28 protein-coding genes are annotated in these 22,956 nt (G+C 66.2%); 9 read left to right on the top strand and 19 right to left on the bottom strand.

Annotation, left to right across the window (positions count from 1 at the left end; translation table 11 throughout):
- Positions 1 to 202: 202 nt before the first annotated feature.
- The 16 genes from metK to E1161_RS25890 form a co-directional block, all read right to left on the bottom strand.
- Positions 203 to 1,384 carry a methionine adenosyltransferase gene (metK, locus tag E1161_RS25965; protein WP_408012144.1) on the bottom strand — a complete coding sequence of 394 codons (1,182 nt, stop codon included), beginning with the start codon at positions 1,382 to 1,384 and terminating at the stop codon, positions 203 to 205.
- Between the two features lie 56 nt (positions 1,385 to 1,440).
- Positions 1,441 to 2,691, bottom strand: a complete 1,251-nt coding sequence (coaBC, locus tag E1161_RS25960) for a bifunctional phosphopantothenoylcysteine decarboxylase/phosphopantothenate--cysteine ligase CoaBC (protein ID WP_132627364.1) — start codon at positions 2,689 to 2,691, stop codon at positions 1,441 to 1,443.
- Positions 2,688 to 2,981 carry a DNA-directed RNA polymerase subunit omega gene (rpoZ, locus tag E1161_RS25955; RefSeq protein ID WP_132627363.1) on the bottom strand — a complete coding sequence of 98 codons (294 nt, stop codon included), beginning with the start codon at positions 2,979 to 2,981 and terminating at the stop codon, positions 2,688 to 2,690. The genes coaBC and rpoZ overlap by 4 nt, the downstream gene beginning before the upstream one ends.
- A gap of 52 nt (positions 2,982 to 3,033) precedes the next feature.
- Positions 3,034 to 3,636, bottom strand: a complete 603-nt coding sequence (gmk, locus tag E1161_RS25950; protein WP_132627362.1) for a guanylate kinase — start codon at positions 3,634 to 3,636, stop codon at positions 3,034 to 3,036.
- Positions 3,633 to 3,950, bottom strand: a complete 318-nt coding sequence (gene mihF / locus E1161_RS25945) for an integration host factor, actinobacterial type (protein ID WP_093154362.1) — start codon at positions 3,948 to 3,950, stop codon at positions 3,633 to 3,635. Before mihF ends, gmk begins: the two co-directional genes overlap by 4 nt.
- 844 nt (positions 3,951 to 4,794) lie before the next feature.
- Complete coding sequence (locus E1161_RS25940) at positions 4,795 to 5,040, bottom strand: hypothetical protein (RefSeq protein ID WP_132627361.1); 246 nt, start codon at positions 5,038 to 5,040, stop codon at positions 4,795 to 4,797.
- A 40-nt stretch (positions 5,041 to 5,080) separates the two neighbouring features.
- Positions 5,081 to 5,854, bottom strand: a complete 774-nt coding sequence (locus E1161_RS25935) for an ESX secretion-associated protein EspG (RefSeq protein ID WP_132627360.1) — start codon at positions 5,852 to 5,854, stop codon at positions 5,081 to 5,083.
- Between the two features lie 218 nt (positions 5,855 to 6,072).
- Complete coding sequence (locus E1161_RS25930; RefSeq protein WP_235875312.1) at positions 6,073 to 7,161, bottom strand: hypothetical protein; 1,089 nt, start codon at positions 7,159 to 7,161, stop codon at positions 6,073 to 6,075.
- Positions 7,162 to 7,307: 146 nt separating this feature from the next.
- Positions 7,308 to 7,859: a DUF3558 domain-containing protein gene (locus E1161_RS25925; protein WP_165939944.1), complete on the bottom strand. Its 552-nt coding sequence runs from the start codon at positions 7,857 to 7,859 to the stop codon at positions 7,308 to 7,310.
- 20 nt (positions 7,860 to 7,879) lie between these two features.
- Positions 7,880 to 8,275, bottom strand: coding sequence for a PE domain-containing protein (locus E1161_RS25920; RefSeq protein ID WP_132627357.1), 396 nt, complete (start codon positions 8,273 to 8,275; stop codon positions 7,880 to 7,882).
- 242 nt (positions 8,276 to 8,517) lie between these two features.
- A complete protein-coding gene (locus E1161_RS25915; RefSeq protein ID WP_132627356.1) occupies positions 8,518 to 8,733 on the bottom strand; it encodes a DUF397 domain-containing protein in 216 nt (71 codons plus the stop codon).
- 17 nt (positions 8,734 to 8,750) lie between these two features.
- Positions 8,751 to 9,602 (bottom strand): helix-turn-helix domain-containing protein, encoded by an 852-nt coding sequence (locus E1161_RS25910; protein WP_132627355.1) that lies wholly within the window; start codon positions 9,600 to 9,602, stop codon positions 8,751 to 8,753.
- 1,000 nt (positions 9,603 to 10,602) lie between these two features.
- Entirely contained in the window at positions 10,603 to 11,052 is a 450-nt protein-coding gene (locus tag E1161_RS25905) for a hypothetical protein (protein WP_132627354.1), read from the bottom strand.
- A gap of 101 nt (positions 11,053 to 11,153) precedes the next feature.
- Entirely contained in the window at positions 11,154 to 11,921 is a 768-nt protein-coding gene (locus tag E1161_RS25900) for a hypothetical protein (RefSeq protein WP_132627353.1), read from the bottom strand.
- Positions 11,914 to 12,258, bottom strand: coding sequence for a type VII secretion target (locus E1161_RS25895; RefSeq protein WP_132627352.1), 345 nt, complete (start codon positions 12,256 to 12,258; stop codon positions 11,914 to 11,916). The genes E1161_RS25900 and E1161_RS25895 overlap by 8 nt, the downstream gene beginning before the upstream one ends.
- A gap of 25 nt (positions 12,259 to 12,283) precedes the next feature.
- Positions 12,284 to 13,042: a hypothetical protein gene (locus E1161_RS25890; protein WP_132627351.1), complete on the bottom strand. Its 759-nt coding sequence runs from the start codon at positions 13,040 to 13,042 to the stop codon at positions 12,284 to 12,286.
- A gap of 204 nt (positions 13,043 to 13,246) precedes the next feature.
- On the opposite strand from E1161_RS25890, the gene E1161_RS27785 reads away from it, so the two are divergent.
- The 3 genes from E1161_RS27785 to E1161_RS28240 all read left to right on the top strand — a co-directional run bounded on the left by E1161_RS27785 (position 13,247) and on the right by E1161_RS28240 (position 14,773).
- Positions 13,247 to 13,672, top strand: coding sequence for a hypothetical protein (locus tag E1161_RS27785; protein ID WP_207920411.1), 426 nt, complete (start codon positions 13,247 to 13,249; stop codon positions 13,670 to 13,672).
- 56 nt (positions 13,673 to 13,728) lie between these two features.
- Positions 13,729 to 14,154, top strand: a complete 426-nt coding sequence (locus E1161_RS27425) for a hypothetical protein (RefSeq protein ID WP_165939943.1) — start codon at positions 13,729 to 13,731, stop codon at positions 14,152 to 14,154.
- A 247-nt stretch (positions 14,155 to 14,401) separates the two neighbouring features.
- Positions 14,402 to 14,773: a hypothetical protein gene (locus tag E1161_RS28240; protein ID WP_235875311.1), complete on the top strand. Its 372-nt coding sequence runs from the start codon at positions 14,402 to 14,404 to the stop codon at positions 14,771 to 14,773.
- Here E1161_RS28240 and E1161_RS25870 read toward each other — a convergent pair.
- Entirely contained in the window at positions 14,760 to 15,593 is an 834-nt protein-coding gene (locus E1161_RS25870; protein WP_132627350.1) for an SDR family NAD(P)-dependent oxidoreductase, read from the bottom strand. The genes E1161_RS28240 and E1161_RS25870 overlap by 14 nt on opposite strands.
- A gap of 391 nt (positions 15,594 to 15,984) precedes the next feature.
- Between E1161_RS25870 and E1161_RS25865 the strand changes: the two genes are divergently transcribed.
- On the top strand, positions 15,985 to 16,242 hold the full coding sequence (locus E1161_RS25865; protein WP_132627349.1) for a hypothetical protein: 258 nt from the start codon (positions 15,985 to 15,987) through the stop codon (positions 16,240 to 16,242).
- A 149-nt stretch (positions 16,243 to 16,391) separates the two neighbouring features.
- The gene (locus E1161_RS25860) at positions 16,392 to 16,970 is read left to right on the top strand and encodes a dihydrofolate reductase family protein (protein WP_132627348.1); all 579 of its coding nucleotides are present in this window, start codon (positions 16,392 to 16,394) and stop codon (positions 16,968 to 16,970) included.
- Positions 16,971 to 17,413: 443 nt separating this feature from the next.
- Here the strand turns inward: E1161_RS25860 and E1161_RS25855 are convergent, their stop codons facing one another.
- Positions 17,414 to 17,932 (bottom strand): hypothetical protein, encoded by a 519-nt coding sequence (locus E1161_RS25855; protein WP_132627347.1) that lies wholly within the window; start codon positions 17,930 to 17,932, stop codon positions 17,414 to 17,416.
- Between the two features lie 1,140 nt (positions 17,933 to 19,072).
- Entirely contained in the window at positions 19,073 to 19,507 is a 435-nt protein-coding gene (locus E1161_RS28765) for a helix-turn-helix domain-containing protein (RefSeq protein ID WP_408012140.1), read from the bottom strand.
- Between the two features lie 150 nt (positions 19,508 to 19,657).
- Here E1161_RS28765 and E1161_RS28465 point away from each other — a divergent pair, with 150 nt between their 5' ends.
- The 4 genes from E1161_RS28465 to E1161_RS25835 all read left to right on the top strand — a co-directional run bounded on the left by E1161_RS28465 (position 19,658) and on the right by E1161_RS25835 (position 22,800).
- Complete coding sequence (locus E1161_RS28465) at positions 19,658 to 19,789, top strand: hypothetical protein (RefSeq protein ID WP_268951426.1); 132 nt, start codon at positions 19,658 to 19,660, stop codon at positions 19,787 to 19,789.
- An 825-nt stretch (positions 19,790 to 20,614) separates the two neighbouring features.
- A complete protein-coding gene (locus tag E1161_RS25840) occupies positions 20,615 to 21,271 on the top strand; it encodes an FkbM family methyltransferase (protein WP_207920410.1) in 657 nt (218 codons plus the stop codon).
- 570 nt (positions 21,272 to 21,841) lie between these two features.
- Complete coding sequence (locus tag E1161_RS27420) at positions 21,842 to 22,003, top strand: hypothetical protein (RefSeq protein WP_165939942.1); 162 nt, start codon at positions 21,842 to 21,844, stop codon at positions 22,001 to 22,003.
- Positions 21,994 to 22,800, top strand: coding sequence for a hypothetical protein (locus E1161_RS25835; protein WP_132627346.1), 807 nt, complete (start codon positions 21,994 to 21,996; stop codon positions 22,798 to 22,800). Before E1161_RS27420 ends, E1161_RS25835 begins: the two co-directional genes overlap by 10 nt.
- Positions 22,801 to 22,956: the final 156 nt, after the last annotated feature.

The raw sequence follows: 22,956 nt of genomic DNA, 5'->3' as shown, positions 1-22,956 counted from the left end.
CGACCCCGCACACCCCAGCCCACACCTCCACGCACGCCTCACGACCCCCGCACGCCTCAGCAGCTCAGGAAGGCCGCCGGGCCTCCCGATCACGGCGGTCATCCGGCTGCGGCAGGTGACCGTTCGCGTGCTCGCCACGCTCGGGGACGCGAAGAGGCCGTCCCGGAGCGGGCTCCGGGACGGCCTCTTCGGGGGTGGGCCGTTAGAGGCCCGCTGCGGTCTTGAGGGCGTCGGCTCGGGTGGTGGACTCCCAGGGGAGGTCGACGTCCGTGCGGCCGAAGTGGCCGTAGGCGGCGGTGGCCGAGTAGAGGGGGCGCAGGAGGTCGAGGTCGCGGATGATGGCGGCCGGGCGGAGGTCGAAGACCTCGTTGACGGCTTGCTGGATCCGGTCGGGATCGACGGTCTCGGTGCCGAAGGTCTCGATGAACAGACCGACCGGGGCGGCCTTGCCGATGGCGTAGGCGACCTGGACTTCGATGCGCTTGGCGAGTCCGGCGGCGACGACGTTCTTGGCCACCCACCGCGTCGCGTACGCCGCGGAGCGGTCGACCTTGGACGGGTCCTTGCCCGAGAAGGCTCCGCCGCCGTGGCGGGCCATGCCGCCGTAGGTGTCGACGATGATCTTCCGCCCGGTCAGCCCGGCGTCACCCATGGGGCCGCCGACGACGAACCGGCCGGTCGGGTTGACCAGCAGCCGCGTGTCGGAGGTGCTCAGCGCCAGCGACGCGATCTCCGGCTCCACGACGTGGGCCTTGATGTCGCCGACGAGCTGCCCGTCGAGGTCGATCTCCTCGGCGTGCTGGGTGGACAGCACGACGGTGTCCAGCCGCACGGCCTTCTCGCCGTCGTACTCGATGGTGACCTGGGTCTTGCCGTCGGGCCGCAGGTAGGGCAGCACGCCGTCCTTGCGAACGCGGGTGAGCCGACGCGACAGCCGGTGGGCCAGCGCGATGGGCAGCGGCATGAGCTCGGGCGTGTCGTCGCAGGCGTAGCCGAACATCAGGCCCTGGTCGCCTGCGCCCTGCCGGGCGATCTCGTCTATGACGCCTTCGACGCGGTTCTCGTGCGCGGTGTCGACGCCCTGCGCGATGTCGGGCGACTGGGAGCCGATGGCGACGTTGACGCCGCAGGAGTTGCCGTCGAAGCCCTTGGCGGACGAGTCGTAGCCGATCTCGAGGATCTTCTCGCGCACGATGGCGGGGATGTCGGCGTAGGCCTCGGTGGTGACCTCTCCGGCCACGTGCACCTGCCCGGTGGTCACCATGGTCTCCACCGCGACGCGGGAGCGCGGGTCCTGCGCGAGCAGCGAGTCCAGGACGGAGTCGCTGATCGCGTCGCAGATCTTGTCGGGATGCCCTTCTGTCACCGACTCACTGGTGAACAACCGCTGCTGGCTCAACGCCTCTCCTCTGGTGCTCGTGGCCTTGTTGCCGACAAACACTACTGGTCGGAGAGCCGCCGACCGACCGAGTCCCACAATGTGGACGCCAGCAGGGACTTGGCGCCGAAGGCGATGCGCTCTTCGGTCCCGTCGTCCCCGAGCAGCCAGCCGGAGTTGTCCTCGACCTCGAAGGCCATGCCCTCGCCCACGGCGTTGACCACGAGCATGTCGCAGCCCTTGCGCGCGAGCTTGGCCCGGCCGTGGTCGAGGACGGACGAGGTGGCGTCACCGGTTTCGGCGGCGAACCCGACGATCAGCGACGCCGAGAGCTTGCCGGCCGACCGCGCTTCGACGATCTCGGCGAGGATGTCGGGATTGCGGGACAGCGCAACGGGTTCCGGGTCCCGATCGGTCTTCTTGATCTTGTGCTCGACCCGGTTGACCGGCTTGAAGTCGGCCACGGCGGCGGCCATGACGACCGCGTCCGCTCCGTCGGCCTCGGTGAGCATCACCGACCGCATCTCGTCGGCGGTCCCGACCCTGATCAACCGCACTCCGGCGGGGGTGATCAGGTCAGCGGTGTGCGCGGCCACCAGCGTCACGTCGGCGCCGCGGTGCGCGGCGATGCGCGCCAGCGCGTAGCCCTGCCGCCCGGAGGAGCGATTTCCCAGGTAGCGGACGGGGTCGAGCGATTCCCGCGTGCCACCGGCGGAGATGACCACCCGGCGCCCTTCCAGGTCCCACGGCAGCGCGGTGGACGAGGTCAGCAGCAGCCGGGCCAGGTCGACGATCTCGGCGGGGTCGGGCAGCCGCCCCTTGCCGGTGTCCTTGCCGGTGAGCCGACCGCTGTCGGGCTCGGCGACGATCACACCGCGACTGCGCAGCGTGGCCACGTTGTGCTGGGTCGCCGGGTGCTCCCACATCTCGGTGTGCATCGCCGGGACCATCAGCACGGGGCAGCGCGCGGTCAGCAGGGTGTTGGTGAGCAGGTCGGGCGCTTGCCCGTTGGCCGCGCGGGCCAGCAGGTCAGCGGTGGCGGGAGCGACGACGACGAGATCGGCTTCCTGCCCGAGGCGCACGTGCGGGACCTCGTGCACGTCCGAGAACACGCCGGTGACGACCGGCTGCCCGGACAGCGCCTCGAAGGTCGCGGCGCCGACGAAGTTCAGCGCGGCCTCGGTCGGCACGACGCGGACGCTGTGGCCGGACTCCGTCAGCCGCCGCAGCACCTCGCACGCCTTGTAGGCGGCGATGCCACCGCTGACACCGAGGACCACCCGCGGGCGGCCCTCGGTCGGTTCAGACGTCACTCGCCTTCGGTGTGCTCTAGCACGCCTGCGTGGATCTCGCGCAACGCGATCGACAGCGGCTTCTCGCGCGGGCCGGGCTCGACCAGCGGGCCGACGTACTCCAGCAGGCCTTCGCCGAGCTGGGCGTAGTAGTCGTTGATCTGCCGCGCGCGCTTGGCGGAGTAGATGGCCAGCGCGTACTTCGAGCTGACCTGCTCGAGCAGGTCGTCGATCGGCGGGTAGGTGATGCCCTCGACGGTGTTGGTCGACGGGCTGCTGTTGAGCGCAGCCAGCGCGCTAGGGGTGCTCACAGGTGTGGCTCCTGCTCAGTAGTAGGTCGCTCGGAGCACGGGAAGGGAGACGTCACTTCTCGTGGCCGAGTATCAATCGTACCAATTCGCTGGTCGCGGATTGCACGTCGGCGTTGACGACGGTCTCGTCGAACTCCGGTTCGGCTGCCAGCTCGTCCCGCGCGGCGGCCAGTCGCCTCTCCACGACGTCGGCCGGTTCGGTGCCCCGGCCGGTGAGCCGGTCGACCAGCTCGTCCCAGGACGGCGGCAGCAGCATGACCAGCTGCGCGTCCGGCCAGGCGCTGCGGACCTGGCGGGCGCCTTGGAGTTCGATCTCCAGCACTGCGGGCTTGCCCGCGGCGATCGCCTCTTGGACGGGCTTGCGCGGCGTCCCGTAGAAGTTGCCCGCGTAGCGGGCGTGTTCGAGCATCTCGCCGTCGGCGATCATCCGCTCGAACTCCGCGACGGAGACGAAGTGGTAGTGCACTCCGTCGATCTCACCGGGGCGCGGAGCCCGGGTGGTCGCGGACACGCTGAAGTACACCTCAGGAACCTGCCTGCGCACTTCGCTGAGCACGCTGGACTTGCCGACTCCAGAAGGCCCGGAAACGACGGTGAGCCGAGGCTCGCCCTGACGGACGGTCCTCGGCTCAGCGCCGGTTTTTGCGTCGATCACTCGCCGCTGAACTCGGTGAGCAGCGCCTTGCGCTGCCGCTCGCCCAGCCCGCGCAGCCGACGGCTGTTGGCGATCTCCAGCCGCTCCATGATCTGCTGCGCACGGACCTTGCCGACGCCGGGAAGGGCCTCGAGCAGGGCGGAGACCTTCATCTTGCCCAAGACCTCGTCGTTGTCGGCGGTCTCCAGGACCTCCGCCAGCGTGGTTCCGCCTCGCTTGAGGCGCTCCTTGAGCTCAGCTCGGGCGCGACGGGCGGCAGCCGCCTTTTCCAGAGCTGCTGCCCGCTGCTCCTCAGTCAGCTGGGGAAGGGCCACCATGTCCTCCGTGATGTGGGGTTTCTCTTGATCGGTGCGGGCGACGGTACCGAGTCCCGGAAGGCGGTTGCCCACGGGGGTCCCGGTTTTGTGGAACGGATCAGTCCGCCCCACCGCCCTGGCCCTTGAGGTTCTACCCGTACAAGGCGTGCACGAGCACGGGGCCGCTGCAAGTCCTATCAACAAAGCCGCTGAAGTGCACTAATCTCAGCCAAACTTATCGGAATGTGTCCGATTTCCGCACAGTTGAGCCACGTGAGGGTTGTCTCCGCAGGTCACAACCGCGTTAAACGGCCCCCGAACGCACGTCGTTCGAGGACCTGCTCTACGATGGAAGTTGATCTTGCCTTCTTCCACTGAGCGGAAAGGATGGTCCCCGTGATGCGGCACCGAAGCCCCCGGTGGCCCCGCCCGTCCAGACGCGGCGCGGCGAGGGCCTGACGCCGTCGGGTCAGCTGCCCGAGCCGGTGGGAGCGCCGCTGCGGCCCCTCGAGCCCGGTGCACGGGTTGAGGCAACCTCGAACTTTGTCGCGTTCACCGCGCGGTTCGTGTCATCGGCGCAGCGGACCGCTGCAGTCGGCATTCTGCACCTGCCCCTGGGTTCGCTTGCCGACGCCTCCGCTGACCAGCTCCTTCGGGGCCGTACCTCCGCAGGCGAAGGGGCACCGAACCGGGCCTCAAGCACTGGCTGCTTCAGCGTGTCGTGCCGCCTCAGGGCGTGCCGAGGCTTCAGCTCCCGCAGTGGCAGGACCGGGGCCGTCAGCAGGCCACCTGTCGCCGTGGAGGGCGGCCGAGACGACCAGCGATCGGGTGGGGCATGCCGCCGAGGCACTACGCGCACTGCTCAGCCACGCCGCTTGGCGGTGGCGGACCACCACACGAGGAAGACGCACCCAGCCGTCACGGCGATGTGGGGCCCGTAGTCGGGGACGGTGATGAGGACCGCGGCCAGCGCCCGCACGATCGCGATGCCGACCAGGCCGAACCGCCGATCGGATGACCGGGCTGCGTCGTCCTGCGCTCTTCGAGGGGCACCCCCAGCGATGTTCTCGGCGAGCTGGCCGCCGCGAGCCCATCCGGGACATGACATGGGAGAGCCCCGGGCGCGCGGCCCGGGGCTCCGCTTCCCGCTACAGCGTTTTGCCGAGGTCCTGCACGCGGCCGGCCATGCGCTGCCGGTCGATGGGCGCGATGGTCGTCCATCCTTCGTCGCTGCGGTGGCTGTTCTCGATCATGTACCAGCCCTTGGCGTTGGCGAAGAAGTTGGTGACCATCGGGGCCCGGTGCCGCTTGCCCTGCCCGTCCATGACGGCGTAGCCGACCTGCGCGTAGGCGTTTCGAGCGCCGCCGGCCATCTCGACCAGCGTCTTGGCCTCGTCGCGCCGGAGTCCTTGCCGCACGAGCGCCTCGCCCATCTCGCGGTCGTTGCCCGCGGACTTGGCGGCGGCTTCCATCGCCGAGCTGCGCAGCGACACGCCCCGCCCGGGGCCGGCCTTGACGTCGTCGGGCAGCACGCTCAGCAGCGCCCGCACCATGGAGTCGGCGGGCAGCGTCTGGACGGTCACGTCCTCTTCGGTGAGCACCGCGAGCGTCGCGTGACCCCGGGTGCAGGCGACCATGCCCGCGACGATGCGCTGTCCGCCGTCGGGCGTGCGCTGCCGGAAGTTGATGTCGAAGGCCCGCTCGTAGCGCGTGAGCGGCAGCAGGGCCCCCTGGATGTCCTCTTCGCGCATCTCGTTGCCGAAACCGAGCGCCTGCAGCTCATCTCGCGCGCGGGCCTCGACCTGGCGCCGCTCGGCTTCGAGGATGCCTTCGGGCAGGACGTTGAGCACGAGCGGCTTGGTGCCGAGGTTGAAGTACTTCCACGCCTCGTGGAAGCCCTGCTTCGACAGCTCGATCTTCACCGGTTCTCCCCAGCCAGAAAGTGTGGACGGCACAGCCCCGAGGGCGTCCACGAATTGATCCGAGTTGTTCACTGATCCGTCCAGTTCTCAGCCGTTCGGTAGCCATGGCGCACGGCCGTCCCCCGCAGTTCCGAGCCCTGATCGTCCACGATCTCGCACGAACCAGTGGGCGGCACCGAAGCGGTACCGCCCACTGGCCGATCTGCGTTGACGAGCGATTACCGCTGGTTGTCCCAGTCACCGAAGACCGGCGGAGCGACCTTCGGCAGGTCCTCGTCGAAGACGCCCTGGTCGCCGATCAGGTAGTCGGGAGTCTCGTGCTCGAGGTCGTCCTCGCCTTCCTGACCCCTGCCGCGCGCACCCGCGCCCGCACCGGCACCAGCACCACCGCGGCCACCAGCCCCGGCAGCTCCACCGAGACCACCCGCGCCCGCGCGACCACCGGCGCCCGTCCCGGAACCACCGACACCCGCACGACCACCGGCACCAGCACCCGAGCCGGCCCCCAGGCCGCGACCCGCACCAGCACGGCCACCAGCACCGCTACCGGCGCCCGACCGCCCACCAGCGCCCGAACCCGGCACGCCGGGACGACCAGCACCGAGCCCGGGAGTACCACCGGGGACACCAGGCCCGTTCGGAACGCGACCAGCGCCACCGGGATTCTGGTTCGAACCCGAGCCACCACCAGGCGGAGTCGCCCAAGCAGCACCGGTACCAGCAGCACCACCGCCGAAAGCACCACCGCCAGCACCACCAGTACCCGCGCCACCGGCGTAACCACCAGCGCCACCGGCGCCACCGGCCCATGCACTGGACGTCGACGACGGAGCCGGAGAGCCAACCCCACCGACGCTGGGCACGGAAGAACTGCTCGTGCCGCCTGCCGAGCCAACTGCAATTTCCGGCGGCTGCTCGAACTGAGCGCTGCCCGAAACGTTGCCCTGCGTCGTGTCCTGATAGGCAGTGAATGCCTGGACTGCTTCCTGACGCAGCTTCTCGTTGTGCGCCTTGGCATCCTCAGCATCCGTGGAGCCGGTGACCAGGCTGTCCCAGCTCTCTTCGATCCACATGTCGTCCGGGACGGCCTGTTCTTCACTCTTGGCCGGGATCGACGTCTGGACCTTCTTGAAGGCTTCGCCCTGAGCGGTCATCTGCTCCGACTGGAGCTTCGCACTGTCCGCCGTGATCTCAGTCCACAGAACCACCGGCATGGCCTGGTCCTTCATGGCTTCGCCCGACTCGGACTTCATAACTGCGCCGACCTGCTTCAGCTTGTCCTCAAGCCGGATCTTCAGGTCCCGCATGTACTGGTCTTCTGCGTTCCAGAGCTTTGAGTTCTCGTAAAGAGCCTCAGAGCCAGCGCCACCGTGGACCCAGCCGCGCATCTGATTGAGCTGCGCACCCTCAAAGTCCGCAGGTTCAAGTTCTCTGCCAGTCACCGCCTACCCCCTCAGGCATTCGGAAGATTCTGAACAACGGCTTCCGCCACCTTCTTCATGACGTCGCAGCCGTTGACCGCCTCATTACGAGAGATGCCGTTCACGAACACAGAACCTTGGTCCGAGACGTCGACGGAGACGATGCAGTTCCTGTTGCCTGAAGCGATCTGCACTGCCGGGTAGCCAGCCACAGTAGCTGGCTGTTCGTTCGCCATACGCTCAGTAAATTGCTGCAGCGTCTCACCCTGTTTCACCGCAGCGAACGCGCTCCATCCGTCGGTCGCGTTGCCTCCACCGTCTTCGAAGGTGCAGCCAGGAACACCGTTCGACTCGCGCGCACGCGGCGGCTCGTTGACACCGATCGCTTGCTGCTGCTCCGGTGTGAGAACGCCACATGCGTCCGCGACCTGTAGCTGCTTCGCCGGAGCCGTCCGGGAAGAGCTCGGCGGTGCAGGGGGCTCGACTGGGGCACTGCTCGGCGGCTCTGGAGCGGCACCTCCACCCGAACAGCCTGCGAGCAGCACGCCGCCCAAGATCGCACCAAGGGTGAGCCCTTTACGCAAGATTTCCTCCTAGAACCCGCTCAGGTGTTAATGCCGTGAGCAGCGGTGTCATCATCCGTCCGGGTTTGGCGCGCGCTACTGCTCAAAGCCTCGGCCGCTTCCCTGAAAACCTTCGTGAGCGCCGCGTAGTTATGCATGTAGGCCCGCGGGTCACCGGCCGCGACCTGTCCGTACTTCGCGGCAGCGTCCGTGCTGACTGGGTCGGCCCCTGGCGCCTGAACGTTCGCGAGCTCCATCATGTCAACTTCGCGCGCTTCCATCTTGTCCGCTTCGTCGGCAAAGAAGCGGGCAATCTCGTCAACCTTGTCCGGATCGATCTGCATCGACCCGCCAGCAGACTGCGACGCGGCGTACGCTTGCTTGTCCGCGATGCGATCGACGGTCTCCGTGATCTGGCCCCACACGTTCGGAAACATCAGGCCGCGCCTCCCTCGCTGTTCACGCTGAACTCCCCTTGTCCAGGTGCCGCCGCGATGAGGGCGACGGACATCCACTTGCCAGCGTGGCAAACGTTAGCGCACGGGTCTGCGCGCGTGTAGCGAAGTTGGTCAAAACAGGAACCGGCAAACGAGTGAAATGGATCTCAAATCATCGCTAGGGGCTTCCCAGCCAGTTGATCTTGCGTTCGAGCCCCTAACGACCCCTATCGACTACATGATCAACTGCGAAAAGAGTTGCTGAACCTGCCATCCCGCAACCCCTGCACGAAGGCCGACCACGCCGGCTGCCCGAACATCAGGTGCTGACCAGCAGGGTTCTTCGAGTCACGGGTGTGCACGGTGTCGCCTGCGAAGGCGACTTCAACGCAGTTCGCGTAGTTGCTGCTCCGAGTGCTCGTACGCCACTGAAGCGCATGCCGTTCCGGCGCAGTCACAATCCGCTCCTTGAGCTTTAAACGAGTTTGTCGGCGATCTCATTCATGAGAGCTATTGAATCGTGAGCGGGCAACGCTGCCTCGTGCAACCGCCGAAGGGCTTCTCTCGTCGCAGCGACATGTTCGGGCTCTTCCAGGAACGCACTGCTACCACGGTTCTCCAGGAGGACCAGGGGCGGATGCTGGTCGAAGTCGAAGAGGACGAATGGTCCGTCCAGACCGGGATGGGCACCTGCGCGGGTCTCAACCACCCGGACCGTGATGTTGTCCTGCCTGGCCGCAGAAACAAGGTGGCGAATCTGCTGGTACATCACAGCTGCGTCGCCCACCAGGCGTTCGAGCGTGCTCTGTTCGATCAACGCCTCGAAATATGGAGCCTTTGCCCTGTTCAACACGGTCTGACGGCTGAGACGGGAGGTGACCAACGCTTCGATCTCGGCGATGTTCAGATCAGGGTCCGTTCCACCGACGAGCGCCGACGCGTACCCGGCTGTCTGCAACATGCCTGGAACAAGCGTCGTTTCGTAGTTGAAGATGGCCGCCGCTTCGCGTTCGAATCTGGTCGTTTCTTCCCACATCGCGGGCAGACGACCCTCCTGCACCTGCCACCAGTTGGGCATGGCCGCGTTCCGCACCAGGCTCAACAGCTCTTCCCGTCGCCGCGCTGGGACGCGGTAGAGCCCGAGGAGCGCCGACACGTCATCAGCCTGCAACCCCCGCTGCCCGGACTCCATCCGGGACAGCTTGCTCATGGACATGCCGAGAGCCCCGGCAACCTCCTCAGCCCCGAGCCCGCTCCGCAGCCGAAGCTCCCGAAGCTCGCTCGACACCCGCCGAACCCGAACCGGCACACCCACACGACCGCTCATCAATCCTCCCGATCAAGACCAACAACGCGATCACGATCGGCACTTGCCCCGAAGTCACGTAAGAGAAACCCCACGGATTCAGCCAGCGGATACAACCCCCCAAACCCAAAAGCCCGCCCAATCACTCCATGTGACAAGGAACCGACTGTTATCACTCAGGCGTTCGGGAGATTGGGAACAACCGCCTCGGCAACCTCCTGCATGACGTCGCAGCCGTTCACCGCACCATCTCGCGAAAGCCGTGAACGAAAACCGTGCCCTGATCGGAGACCTCAACAGCGACCGCGCAATTCCGGTTGTTGATGGCCACTTTCGCAGCCGGATACCCGGCCACTGAGATCGCTCTGCCCCTGGCTTGGATCGCATGAACTGCTGGAAGTTCTGAGTAGCGGTCGACCCACGAAGGCGTTCCAACCCGCCCTGGTCCCGGACTCACCAGCCATGAATGCGCAACCCGGCATACCGTTGAAATCCCGCGCCTCCAGCACCTGATCAGCCCCAACGCCTGCCGCTGTTCCGGAGTCAGAACCCCGCACGCGTCGGCGACCTGCAAGGACTTCACCGGCGCCCGTACGCGAAGAACTCGGGTTGTCGCCCCACTTCCCAAGTCAGGCACGCGAAGACTAGCCCGCTCAACTCGTCCACGACCCCAGAACGAGCACTCCGACTCCCCATCACATCACACGCGCGGGGGCGTCAGTTGCAGCTGAAACTGACGCCCACCCACCAACCGACAGAGTCTCACTGACCAGCGGTGTACGCGCCGACCACTAGAGGCGCGTACACGACGACTGCAGTCACCGCCATGCCAATCCCGAACCACCGATATCGGAAGTGAGGAGTCTGCCGGGACCCGAACCTTCGCGACGCCGTTCGGTGAAGTTGAGATGGCTGCTCTCCACGCAACACGCTGCTCAGCCTGTCAGGCGGCACCTGGACGGTGCCTGCGGAACAACCGGAAATAACGCATTCCACTTCTAGCCAGAACCGCAGACCGACGTCACCGCTGCGGCGCCCCGTACGGCCCAGCACCCACCCGGTTCAGATCGAGCAAATGCCTCCCCACCACCATGTCGATCACGGAAATGGCAAATGGAAAAAGGAGAAGAACCAGGCATACCGCAGCTGCGGGTGGGAACTCACCTGCCGAGCCACCACCCGCAGCGAGAATAAGAACGGCAATTCCGGTCGGAAGAATCGACGAAACCGCCAGAAAAAGCAGCGTCCTCCGGGACCGTCGGGCAAAGTTCAGATTAAACGCCCCCGTGTTCACGCAAGACGCACTTGTGGCCAGCGCGAGCGCCGAGGAGACAGCGAAAGCTCCAGCTAGCCACCCCAAAACGACGGAAAAGATCGCCGCTGCTGGCATCAGCGCAAGCAGCATGAAGCAACTCACCGCGATCCCAATCATGACAGCGGCAACCAAAAGTACCGACAAAACGCCGATCAATCGAGCGACTTTCCGAATCCGACTAACGAACTGGGGTGAGACCGGAACGAAATCGTGATTTGCGGCAATGTGATTACCCTGAGGCCAGGGTGGCGTAGGAGTCACTGATTCACCCGCCAATCGGAACCGTCTCCATCACTCACACTTCCATCCGAAAGGTCACCCAACACCGACTTCGGCCAGGTATTTCCCACGTCAAGAATCTTCTGCGTGAGCGAATTCTGATCAGTAGCCAGAGAGTTGGCAAAGGCGACGACCGCAGCGCTCGCCGCGGTAATCAACCCGATGACGACACTGACGACGCCAGCAATCTCAGCAACCCCGAGCGGAGCCCCAACCCCCGTGCAGCATGCAGCAATAGCACCGGTCAGCCCGACGATGAAGGCAGCAAGCGCTGCCGCGATCGCAACGTAGAACGCTGTCAGCGCATTCGCCAAACTGTCCAGAGAGCTTTGCACCTGCCGAGCAAGCGTCTTCAGCGCAGTCAGACCGTCCGCCTGCGAAGGAACAACTGCCTTGTACGCCTCGGCCGCGCGCCCCTGCCACTCAATCGGCGCACGAAGCCTGTGCAACGCGATGTCCCCTGCAGTTTCGCCGAGAGGCTGAGAAACCGAACGCTCCCACATATCAGCTTTCATCCGAAGCGCTGGCACGCTGCCCATCCAGGCAAAGAACTTGTTCAACTCCTTCCAAAACTCCTGGAGCCTCTCCTCGAAGACCTTCAACCCGTCCTCAACAGCTTTGATCACCCATTCAAGAGCACTAGGAACCCAACTCAGAGTGTCATTGAGCTGGTCGAAGAACTCCTGAATCTTCCTTCCGACCTCTTTGGCCTTCGCGTTGATATCAGCAACCGTGGTATCAGCCACCGTAGAGGTCTCCTTCCATGCGGTAGGCGCCCTGAACCTGGTGCATACCCCTTTCGTCGTCGGCCTGGTACTCCTTCGCTGACTCGTTGAGGTCAGATCCGATCTTGCGGAAGTACTCAGCCGCCTTCCTTATCACTTCCTCCATAGCCGAAGTCGCATCATTGAAGCTCTGATCAAGACCTGCCCATTGCGCGAAGATTGACACATCCGCAAGTTCAACATCAAGGGACCCGACCGCATTCAACGGGCCGGACAAACCCTGCGCGGCAGTTTCCCACTTCTTTGCATCCGAGCGCAGCGCTTCCAAGGAGACATCAACGCCACCACCTGAGCTCATACACCACCCCTAAGAGGATTCAACATCAGTACTGCGACGGTAGCCCGATCCTCCGAAGGAACAACTGGGGATCACTGACAAGGCTTTTCAACTCGCTAATCGCACGACTCTGCGGCCCTTGCGCCAAATCACCTGCAGAGGACTGCTCACCCAATTTCCTGAGCACGTCGTTCAGTTCGGTCTCGATCTCGGCCTTCCGGGCCACCGAGGACCAGTTCGAATCAATCGAAAGATCGTGGATCTGCCCTTTCGTAGCAGAACCCTGCACGTGCCCACCTGCGCTCGTGACCGAAGCTGTGCGGTCCAAGCGCTGCGATACTTGCTCCGCAAATCGATCGACGTCGGCGTAGACCTCATCCAAGAGGCGCTGAACGTCCGAGGGGTTCAGCGGTGAGAGGTCCGGAACATCCGCCGATGCACCCGACGCCGAGCGTTCGGCCGTTGGATCCATTTGCTCCGCGTTGCGCGCGAGCACCTGCATGGTCACCGCCTGCACAGCGGAGACCACAGCCGTGTGCAGCGCGCGCGGATCAACCGACTTCTTCCAGTCAGCTGCAAGAGAAACGCCGATCACAACGCCGGCATCGTCAACCTCAACGGTGACGGGTGGTTCAGCACTCGAAGCCTCCGAGCCCGACATCGAGACGGACTCAGCCCTGTGCCAGGTGCTATCGAACTCCGCTGTCGGGTCGTATTCAATGTCCCATTCGTCTGGGTCCTGCCTGCCGCGAGCCATACGGCTTACCTCCCGAGTTTCGAGTGCGCGCGCGAGTGTGCCGCGCATCGAACAACCCATGCAGGCAAATCGACCAACTGTGTCTCTCAGCACCGCTATACGGGTGATACGACCCGCCTCAGGCTCCCTCGACAGTCGGCTCCCAGCGGCTCCACCACAAACGCTGCCTAAGATGAATTTCCTCCAGCTGAGCTGGTCTACCACCTGTGTGTCGACACTGGAGGAGACGGCATCGCGAAGTCGGTTCTGTACATGGCGGTGTCGCTTGACGGGTTCATCGCCGGTCCGGAGGACGGGCCGGGCAACGGACTCGGCAACGGTGGCCTCCGGCTGCACGAATGGCTCGGCGAGCCCGTCGCGGGGTATCCGCACTTCGACCCGCCGGGGGTGAGCGGGAAGGTGTTCGCCGAGGTGATGAGGACCGGCGCCATCGTCGTCAGCCGCAAGACGTTCGACTACGCCGGTCCGAACTTCGAGCTGGTCAGGCAGAACTTCCCCGACCAAGACAGGCTCAGAGCACCGGCGTTCCGCGCTCGGCGCCCCGAGCGTTTCACGAGGTCAGGACCTCACTGCGTCGAGGAAGCGGTTGTGGCGGAGCCTCGTGGCTCGTTCGAGGACTGCGAGGGTTACGGCGGTGATCAGGGTGGCGTTCGCCCAGGTGGGGAGGTGGATCGGTGAGGTGAACGTGCCGACCTTCTCGGCGATGACCGGGCTGTGGGTGAGGACCCGACGCCGTGGAGGAGGTTCAACGCGAGCGCCACGACGAGGATGACCACCGCTGCTGCGCCGATGACCGCGCTGGCGCGGACAGCGCTGCCCGAACCTCGCGCGAGGCCTTCCTGGGAGCGGTGGTGCGGGCGCAGCGCCCGTTGCGCGCCGGTTCCGGAGACGAAGTGCATGCGCTTCAGGCCGAATGCGGTGGGGGCGACCTCAATGGCGCCGCCGGGCACCGGGAACGCCGTCGGCACGTTGGAGCGGGACACCTGCACGCCGTTCCGGTACAGCGCGGCGGGGGCTTTGCCCTCCCCGTTGTCGTGCTGCTTCCTCGTCTTCGCGGCGGCGAGGTACCGGACGTCGACTGCGTAGGTGTGGCTGATCCCGTCGTGATCGGCGAGTTCGAGGAAGAACAGGGAGGGGCGAAGAGCCGCCAGAGGCGGTGATCGCGAAGCGAGCTCCCGTCGCCGGTCCTGACCTCGGCGAACTGCCAGCGCCTCTCGAGCTTGTCGACCACCCAGGTGCGCCTCGTCGACGAGCCGTCCCCCTGCGCTTGTCAGAGGCGTGCCCCCGGGGCACGCCTCAACAGGCGCGCTGGGGCTGCGGCCGGCGAGGTGACGGCGTCATCTCCCTCGAGGAACACACCTGTTCGCCAGAGTTGTCCTGCGTGCGGGGCGTGACACAATCCGCACCATGAGTTACCAGCCACACGATCCCTACGACCGGAACGACCCCGGGCGGTACCCGTACGGGGACGACTACGGCGACCGACGCCCTCCTCGGCGTCCGGGGCAGGTCGGGGACACCATCGCGCGGATCGTGCGGATCGTGGTGTCGATCGTGGTGCTGGTGTTCGCGTTGCACGTGCTGTTCGTGGTGCTCGACGCGAACCAGGGCAACGGCTTCGTGTCGTTCATCTACACCCTCGCGCAGACCTTCGTGCTGGGGCTCGGGGACGTCTTCACCCCGGACGACGCGCTGCTCGGCGTCGTGCTCAACTACGCGCTGGCCGCGTTGATCTGGTTCATCGTCGGACAGATCATCATCAAGATCATCCGTCGCTAGTCCGGACGAGCGCGAGGGTGCGGGCGCGGAGCGTGGCCCTGGCCTCGGCGTCGTAGGCCTGGGCGTGAGCCCGAGCTGGCCGGAGTCGGTCGAAGAACTGACCGGTGACGCCTTCGAGGGACTCGTCAACGGCGAGCCTGCGGGTCGCCTCCACACCGGTTTCCAAGGAGTCCGAGCTCCTGCCGACCTCCGACAAGACGATTTTGGTCGGCATGAAGGTGGCCGGGTGCAGGCAGGTCGCGGCCAGCTCGGTGGGGGCGAACCGCTCGGCGAGGTCGAAGCTGTGCATGATCTGCGCGAGCTTGCTCTGACCGTAGGCACGGGAGCCCGAGTAGTCGCGTTCGAGCATGAGGTCGTCGAAATCGAGCTGGTCCTGCGCCAGCGACGCCACGTGCACCACCCGGGCGGAACGTCCCTCCGCCGCTGAGGAGCGCAGGAGCGGCAGCAAGTCCTCGGTGAGCGCGAAGGTGGCCAGGTAGTTCACCGCGAAGCGCAGTTCGTGACCGTCCGCGCTGGTCCGGCGTTCGCGCCCGTCCGGCTCGCCCGATCCGATGCCCGCGTTGTTGACCAGCACGTCGAGCCTGTCGACGTTGCTGCTGATCGTGTCGGCCAGCGTCGACACCTGGGCGAGTTCGGCCAGGTCGGCGGTCGCGGTGACCGGAGCGGCACCGCCCGCCCCCTGGACCTCGGCTGCGACCTGCTCGACCTTGCCCGCGTCACGGCCGTGCAGCACGAGCCGGACGTCTGCGCTCGCCAGGCGCAGGGCCAAGGCACGGCCGAGCCCATCGGTGGCGCCGGTGATCGCGATCGTCCGGGACATGTGGTCCTCCCATCGTTGGGAAAGCTCGTCGCTCAGGAGACCAGGGAACGCGGTCGGAGGCGTCGCGTGTGACCGAGGTGGTGGCGAGCGGCGCCAGCTTCTCGCGCTGTCCGTTCCGGGAACGGGGTGGAAGATGACCAGGGCCCGGGCTGCCTTCGACGCCGAGGCTTTCCCGGTTGAGCACCCAGCTGAGGATTCGCCAGCAAACGGGGGCCACCGTATCGTCCACAGGCTCTGCTGGGAGACGATTCAGCGAAGTGTTTGCTCGACACTACCTCTGGGGAACCCATACCCGAAAGCTCACAAGGTCCGAACACCAATGGGAAGGAATGCTAGGCCCCTGCGGTCCACGCTCCCAGCGAATCCCGCACGACGTCGCCGGCTGCGGTTGATGTGGATCGCGACCTTCACGCCGATCTGCACGGGTCTGCTCATCACCGGCCTCGCATTCCACTGGGCATTCCTGCCGGCTGCCGCGCTCTGGATCGCAGCCTTGGGGTGCGTGCTCCGCATGGAGTCCCTGGACCATCAGACACGCTCGGCCGCCGAAGCCACCCCGTGGCAGCAGCTGACCAAGGCCGGTTGGCTGCTGCTCGCGATCGCCCTCATCACCGCGAGCGCTGTAGCCGTGAACGCAACACTGGGGTGACCCGGGGCTCGGCAGGTGGTCCGGCACAGGTGCTGGGAGCCGCCGACAACCCGACGTGACTCGCTTCGGCGGTTGGAGGGCGCCGATGAGTTCCTCCGGCTGGGCTGGTCTACCTGGACGTGCTCGCGCCCGAGGTGGGAGGAGACGGCATGGCGAAGTCGGTTCTGTACATGGCGATGTCGCTTGACGGGTTCATCGCCGGTCCGGAGGACGGGCCGGGCAACGGGCTCGGCAACGGTGGCCTCCGGCTGCACGAATGGCTCGGCGAGCCCGTCGCGGGGTATCCGCACTTCGACCCGCCGGGGGTGAGCGGGAAGGTGTTCGCCGAGGTGATGAGGACCGGTGCCGTCGTCGTCGGCCGCAAGACGTTCGACCACGCCGGTCATTGGGACGGTGACCACCACGGCGTGCCGATCTTCGTGCCCACGCGCGGCACGGCACCGGAACCGCAGAGCGGCTGGGTGCACTACGTCCCCGATGTCGCGACCGCGATGCGCGAGGCCAAAGCGGCCGCCGGGGCCGAGGACGTGATGGTGCACGGGGCCGCCCTCGCGCAGTCTCTGCTGCGCGAAGGTCTGCTCGACGAGCTGGAGATCCAGTTGATCCCGGTCGTGCTCGGCGACGGGCGACGGCTGTTCGGCACAGACCACGTCGAGCTCGAGCTGACGCGCGTGCTCGACGCACCCGGCGTCACGCACCTGCACTACCGAGTGCTCCCGTCGTCCTGATGCTCGTCGCTTCGGTGGTGGGATCTCCGCGGGAGAGGACCCCGGCCGGTGATCCGCACGATGGAATCCCGACGTACTTCGGGCCCGCATGCAGACACCCTCGACTTCGCCAGCTCCTCGGTCCCGTTATCCCGCTTGTGCGCTGTGCGGTGGGACGTTCGTCGGCGGGATGCGGATGACCAGCCAGTACAAGACCGGGGTGTTCCCGTTCCGGAAGCGGCTGTGGGGCAATCCGCTCTCAACGCTCAGCGCTGTCGTGTCCCTGGGGTGCGGGCGCACGAAGCTGTTCGCCGACCGACGAGCTCAACCGGCTCCGCTTCGAGATGACCTTCCACCCGACCTGCTCCCCCAGCTCCCAGATTCACTAGGAAAGACCGCTGGGACGCTAGGTCAGCGCTATCGACGCCCTCGCGTCCCCGTAGTTCATCCCGTGGAACAACGGGTCAGGCGCGCAAGGTCCTTTGCATCGTGATCCAAGTGGCGCCACCGAGTATGGCGGGCAGAACCAAAAGTCCCAGATACGCCCGGGTCTCGCCACTGAACTCGACAGGGGGATGCCAGCTTGATCCGTCTGATGTCGATACCACTAGCACCATCGCGGCGAGCCCGATGCCGCTTGTCATGAAATTTCCGATCCAGAACATCACAGCCGCACGCTGTAGATTGCGGCATGAGATGACATTGAGCTGACCAGTCTTTACACAGCCCCGCCCAGCAAGAGCAAGCGCGCCGATCAGCAACGAGAAGAGCGATGACGCAGCCATCATTCCCGCCACGACGAAAGTCAGCGGATCATACGCGGTCGGCAGGAAGAACGTCCACGGAAACCCGACTGCCCCGATGATCAGGGACAACGGAATAGACGTCAGTCCAACCAACGTCGACCAAGTCCGCACGCTGCGTATCTTTTCCGGGGGAACTCGAACGAACCATTCGGGGAATTGCGGAACAACCGAAATCATGACCGAGCCTCCCAATTGGAATCATCACCATCGCGGACAGTACCGTCCCCGAGCTCGACACCATTGCTTGGCTTCGACCAAGTGTCACCAAGCTCGTCAACGGCTTCTGGACCGCCTTGGCTTGCGAGTTGATGGGCTGGATGGTCGATACGACCGCTGTCGTCGCAGCGGCGATAAGCCCCACCACGACCACGGCGACACTGGTCAAAGCGACGATCGCCGGCGGTGCAGTAACGACACCCAAGATCCCGGCGAGAGCCGCGAAGAGGCCGACGGCGAAGGTCGTGACAGCGATTCCGATTGACACCCAAAACATCTCGATGGCGTTAGCCAGAGCCTCGAGTGTCAGGACAACCTTGTCTGCAGCGCCCTTGACCCCCCGTTGACAGCGCTGACCTGGCCGGGGACCAACGCCTTACGCCTCAGCCGCACGTTGACAAGCGCCCCCGGAGTGGGGCGTCTCGTTGAACCGTCCTGCGCCACTCTGGGGAGATCAGTGGAATCGAGCAAAGATGACGAGGCCCTGCTCAACGAACATCGATCGCGCTTGCGCCGAGTGCGAGAGCAAGCTCCAGCGGAGCCGTTGCCGGACACCGCCAATCACGAGGTCGCAGCGTCGACGGATGACGGTGCAGTGCGTGTGACGATGCGCGGCCGTCGGCTCGGCCGAGTCGCGGTCGCCCCTGCCGTGCTCGCTCGACCGCGTGCCGAGGTTACAGCCGTGCTGCGCGAGACGATCAACGATGCCGTGTCACGTTCCCAGGCCCAGTCTCCGCGAGCAGGAGACCCGGGGCCGAACCTCGGCGCGATCGGTGAACAACTCGACGCATTCGCGCGCGCCAGAGCGGCGCCGAGCTGCGGCGGATTCAGGACGCCATTGAGCAGAACATGGCCAAGCTCGCCAGCACGGGCGATGTTCAGATCCGCGGCAACGCCTCACCGCAGCACGTGATGCGGCCCTCGACAAGATACGTGCTGAGAACCAGAAGAGGAGAATATGACCACAATCGCCGGTGAGATTGCCGTGATGCTGAGCGTGCTGGGGCGTCGCCAAGGCGACGATCGGATCCTCGACGCGATCTCCCTGGTCGGGCCGAGGATGGAGGTCGACGAGGACGACCTCGACGGCGAGAAGTCGACCTACTTCCTGTTCAGGCCGGCCGGCACTGAGATGGTCCTAGAGGACGACGTTGCCCGACCTTCGGATGGTCCACGCGCATGGGCGCTGCCATAGCGGCTCTCGACGAACGCCGGAAGCGCCTTTATAGTAAGGCGTTTCGCCGTGCTCGGCCCGATCTTCCGCACCGGTTGCTTGTGGCGGCGCTTGGGTTTGGCGGTGCCCAGGCGCAGCAGGTGGTCCGTCGCCGCCTCGTCAAGCCGAAGCACGCGGGCGAGCGACTCCAGCACCTGCACCGACGGGTTGCGGTCACGGCCCTGCTCCGAGCGCAGGCAGTAGTCGGCGCTGATGCCGGCGAGCATCGCGACCTCCTCCCTGCGCAGCCCCGGCACCCGCCGCACGCCCGTCACCGGGATCCCGGCCTGCTCGGAGGTGACCAGCGCACGGCGTGCTCGCACGATGTCGCCCAGCAGGTCCTGCTCACACCCATAGCTCCAGCGCAGGCGCGCGGATGGGGGCGTGCCTGGTCGTGCGAACCCCAGGGTCGCGCGGCTCTGGTTGAGGTGCGGGCCGGCGGCACGTGGTCGGCTCGACGAAGGAGTGCACGGATGTCCACGTTCCTGCTGGTGCACGTCGCGTGGCACAGCGGTCGGGCGTGGGACCGGGTGGTTCCGCTGCTCCGAGTCCACCGGGTGTTCACCCGACCCAGACCGGCTACGGCGACACACGCCACCTGCTGAACCCGGCAGTGCGGCTGCACATCCAATCCGCCGAACGTCGTCCTCGTCGGGCACAGCTACGCCGAACTCGTCATCTCCGACGTCGCCAATCAGGTTCGACAGTATCGCGCAGCTGGTCTACCTCGACGCGGCCCGTCGACGGCGGCCCTGCAAGGTTCCCACAGGAGCCGGATCACGAGTAGAGTTCCGAACGATCCCACAGCAGTGCCCACTTCGGACGGTCGCCACGTGCGTTCCTAGCTGTCCGACCGAGGAAGCGGGCTCATCGTGAAGCCCCATGTGGAGCATCCGCGGCTGCAGTTGCGACCAACCCCTCCACGATCCACCCGCCCTTGCCGTCGATTTGCGCCTTCGCGGGATCTCGTGTCGATCCCCCACGGGCGGACGCTGTCGAAGAACCGCTCCCACTCCCGCGATCGGACCCCAGGTCGAGCGCCCGCTCGGTGTCCTCCGGCAAGTGGCGAAGGGCCAACGACGTCGCTGCACATCAACGGCTGCTCCGCGGGCGGGGCATGGTCACCAAGGCCGGGACGGACGCGGAGGTCGTCGATCGGCAGGAGCCGCACCGGCCCTCGAGGGGAAACCCCGGGGGCCGTCCCGCACGTCGGCGCGCACTCCGATCGTTAGACTTCGATCGTCTTGACGACATCGAAATCGGCAATCCCAGCCCAGCTCCCGAGCGATCACCAGAGGATGAGCATCGTGCACTCCAGAACCGCGTTCCCAAGTCCGTCGCCGAGCACACCGCAAAGGCGGCTCTCGGCGATTGCGGGCTCCCTGCGCGCTGCGGCGTCGGTTTCAGTGGCGGAACCGGAGTTGTGCGGGTTGTCGCAGCTGGTGCGTGCGGGTGATGTGTGCTTCGACATCGGTGCCGCGTACGGGATGTACAGCTTCAGCCTGGCGCAGCTGGTCGGACCGTCCGGTGCGGTGTACTCGTTCGAACCCCAGCCGAAACCTCGGCGGGTTCTGCGCACCGGCGTCCACGCTTCGAACCTGGAGAACGTGCACATCATCGATGCCGCGGTCGGTGAACGTTCCGGTGAACTGGAGATGGCGCTGCCGGTGAAGTTCGGTTTCGCCCCGATCCACGGGCATGCGCACGTCAACGACGGAGTGCGGCAAGAACGACCGAACTCCACGATCACCCGCACCCGCAGCTGGTCCACCTCGATCCAGTCGGTCGACGAGTTCTGCGCGGAGAACTCGATTTCGCGCGTCGACTTCATGAAGATCGACGTGGAAGGTTTCGAACCGACCGTCATCGCGGGCGCGCGTGAGGTCGTCGAGGCGAACCGGCCGACCTTGCTGCTGGAGATCGAGGACCGCCACCTCGCCCGGTATTCCACCACCGCCGCCGAATTCACCGCCACGCTGCGGGACCTGGGATACCGGATGCACGTGTGGAATCAGCAGGAATGGGTTCTCGCCGAAACCGTCACCTCGGATCGGCGCAACTACCTGTTCACCTCCGAGACCCTCTGACTCCGGTGGCCGCCGGGGTGATGCCCGAGGAATGGCTGCGGTGCTGTCGGTTCCGCGCCCCGACGAGGTCGGCGTACGTGCTCGACCACCGCAGCAACGTTCCGCCGGGCGATCGATACTGAGGCGCGCTCGGACGTCAGCTCTTGTTCGTGCTGGGGCACGTTTTCCTCGCACGTGATCGAAATCCCCAGCCGTGCACCGCGTTCTCGCTGGTCTTGACCCAGGCCGAGGAATGTGCGGCACAACACCCGGGACCTTGCCGCAAGTCCCCACACCCTGTGGGACGAGAGCGGGGAGAAGGATGCGTTCCCGCCCTCTCACCATTCCGCGGCAATTCTTCGGCAAGTCCGTCGCGCCTCTTGCCGATCACCAGGTCACGTCCGATCATCACCGCTGATCGCGCCACCCCGGGTTTGCCCCGAGGTCACGTCGCTGCGGTCCCCGGAACGTGATGTTGCGTGCCCGACCGGCACGCGCGGACATTCGGTCTCGTCATTGTTTCCACTGTGGAGGGACAAGAACATGTGCGCCAGTTGGCGAACTCCGGCTTGCGAGCGTCGCGGAGAGGTCGTGGTGACGCTGCTGGTGCGGGACGAGATCTCCATCGCCCAGGACGGCGTGGAGGTCGTGGTCGCGCGCAGCCAGCTCACCGACGTCGCCGACAAGCTCTACTTCCTCGACCAGGCGTTCCGCGCCGAGGCCCGCGACGTGGTGGAAGCGCTGTGCGACTGATGACCTGCCTGATGCTGTGGGCGCTGCTGGCGGGTTGCGCGACCGAGGTGCCGGAGAAGCCCGAGGAGCTGTTCTGGGAGGTCTACCGGCGGCAAGCCACCCAGCCCGTCGTGCACACCCGCCGCGAACGCTTCGAGACGCCTGAGGCCGCCGCGGCGCGGAGGGTGGTGCGGGTCAGCGACGAGGTTTTCGACCACCGGTCGGGGCACCACGTCGGGACCAGCATCGAGCACTGGCGGGGCGAGAGCGTCGTGCGGACCAGGTGCGTCGACGGCGTCCGCCACGGCTACCTGCCCTCGCGCAAGACGTGGGACGACCCGGAACCGAGCTCGTTGTGCCAGGTCAGTTCGCGCCCGCTGCTCGGGGACGGGATCATTCCCGGGGGCCTGTCGGACTCGCAGGCCGACGCGGTGGTGGAGTCGCTGCGCGGCGAGCACCGGTTCCTCACCCCGCTACCGCCGACCCCGGTCGACGTCGGCGGTGAGCGCTACCTGCGGATCCCGGTGCGGGCGCGCCCCACTGAGCACGATGGCACGGTGTGGGACATGCAGCACCTGCTGTTCGCGCTGCACGACGCGGGCGTGGACCCGAGGACTTATCCGTTCCAGCCCGCCGACAACACCGGGTACGGCGCGGACCTGACCTACTTCGTCGATCCGGCCACGCTGCTGCCCTCCTTCGTCCACCGGCAGGTGTTGCCCTCGCCGGGCCCGGTGGTACGGGTCGAATACGTTCGTCCGGCACGACTTCCCGCTGATCCGCTGGCCGACGTGACCCCGTGGGCGCTGCGGTGGTGATCAGCCGTCGTACTCGCCGCCGCCCGAAGGCCGGATCCGCCGTGATCGGGAACCGGAGCACTGCGGTGATCCTGGAGCCCGGAGGACCGCCGTGAGCGGGCACCCGAAAACTGCGGTGATCCGGGGGTTCGAGGACTGGGGTGGGCGTTCAGGGGG

The organism is Saccharopolyspora aridisoli, assembly GCF_004348445.1.
GTDB lineage: Bacteria > Actinomycetota > Actinomycetes > Mycobacteriales > Pseudonocardiaceae > Saccharopolyspora > Saccharopolyspora aridisoli.
This window is presented reverse-complemented; position numbering and strand designations above follow the sequence as displayed.

Bases quoted from the DNA above. Each gene is read 5' to 3' on its own strand.
- E1161_RS25895 (WP_132627352.1), bottom strand. From the start codon at position 12,258: ATGAGCTCAGGTGGTGGCGTTGATGTCTCCTTGGAAGCGCTGCGCTCG.
- E1161_RS25860 (WP_132627348.1), top strand. From the start codon at position 16,392: ATGGCGAAGTCGGTTCTGTACATGGCGATGTCGCTTGACGGGTTCATC.
- E1161_RS28465 (WP_268951426.1), top strand. From the start codon at position 19,658: ATGTCCACGTTCCTGCTGGTGCACGTCGCGTGGCACAGCGGTCGGGCG.
- E1161_RS27785 (WP_207920411.1), top strand. From the start codon at position 13,247: ATGGCGGTGTCGCTTGACGGGTTCATCGCCGGTCCGGAGGACGGGCCG.
- E1161_RS25855 (WP_132627347.1), bottom strand. From the start codon at position 17,932: ATGATTTCGGTTGTTCCGCAATTCCCCGAATGGTTCGTTCGAGTTCCC.
- E1161_RS28240 (WP_235875311.1), top strand. From the start codon at position 14,402: ATGAGTTACCAGCCACACGATCCCTACGACCGGAACGACCCCGGGCGG.
- E1161_RS25890 (WP_132627351.1), bottom strand. From the start codon at position 13,042: ATGCGCGGCACACTCGCGCGCGCACTCGAAACTCGGGAGGTAAGCCGT.
- E1161_RS25930 (WP_235875312.1), bottom strand. From the start codon at position 7,161: ATGCGGGACCTGAAGATCCGGCTTGAGGACAAGCTGAAGCAGGTCGGC.
- E1161_RS25870 (WP_132627350.1), bottom strand. From the start codon at position 15,593: ATGTCCCGGACGATCGCGATCACCGGCGCCACCGATGGGCTCGGCCGT.
- E1161_RS25940 (WP_132627361.1), bottom strand. From the start codon at position 5,040: ATGTCATGTCCCGGATGGGCTCGCGGCGGCCAGCTCGCCGAGAACATC.
- E1161_RS25910 (WP_132627355.1), bottom strand. From the start codon at position 9,602: ATGAGCGGTCGTGTGGGTGTGCCGGTTCGGGTTCGGCGGGTGTCGAGC.
- E1161_RS25865 (WP_132627349.1), top strand. From the start codon at position 15,985: ATGTGGATCGCGACCTTCACGCCGATCTGCACGGGTCTGCTCATCACC.
- E1161_RS25920 (WP_132627357.1), bottom strand. From the start codon at position 8,275: ATGTTTCCGAACGTGTGGGGCCAGATCACGGAGACCGTCGATCGCATC.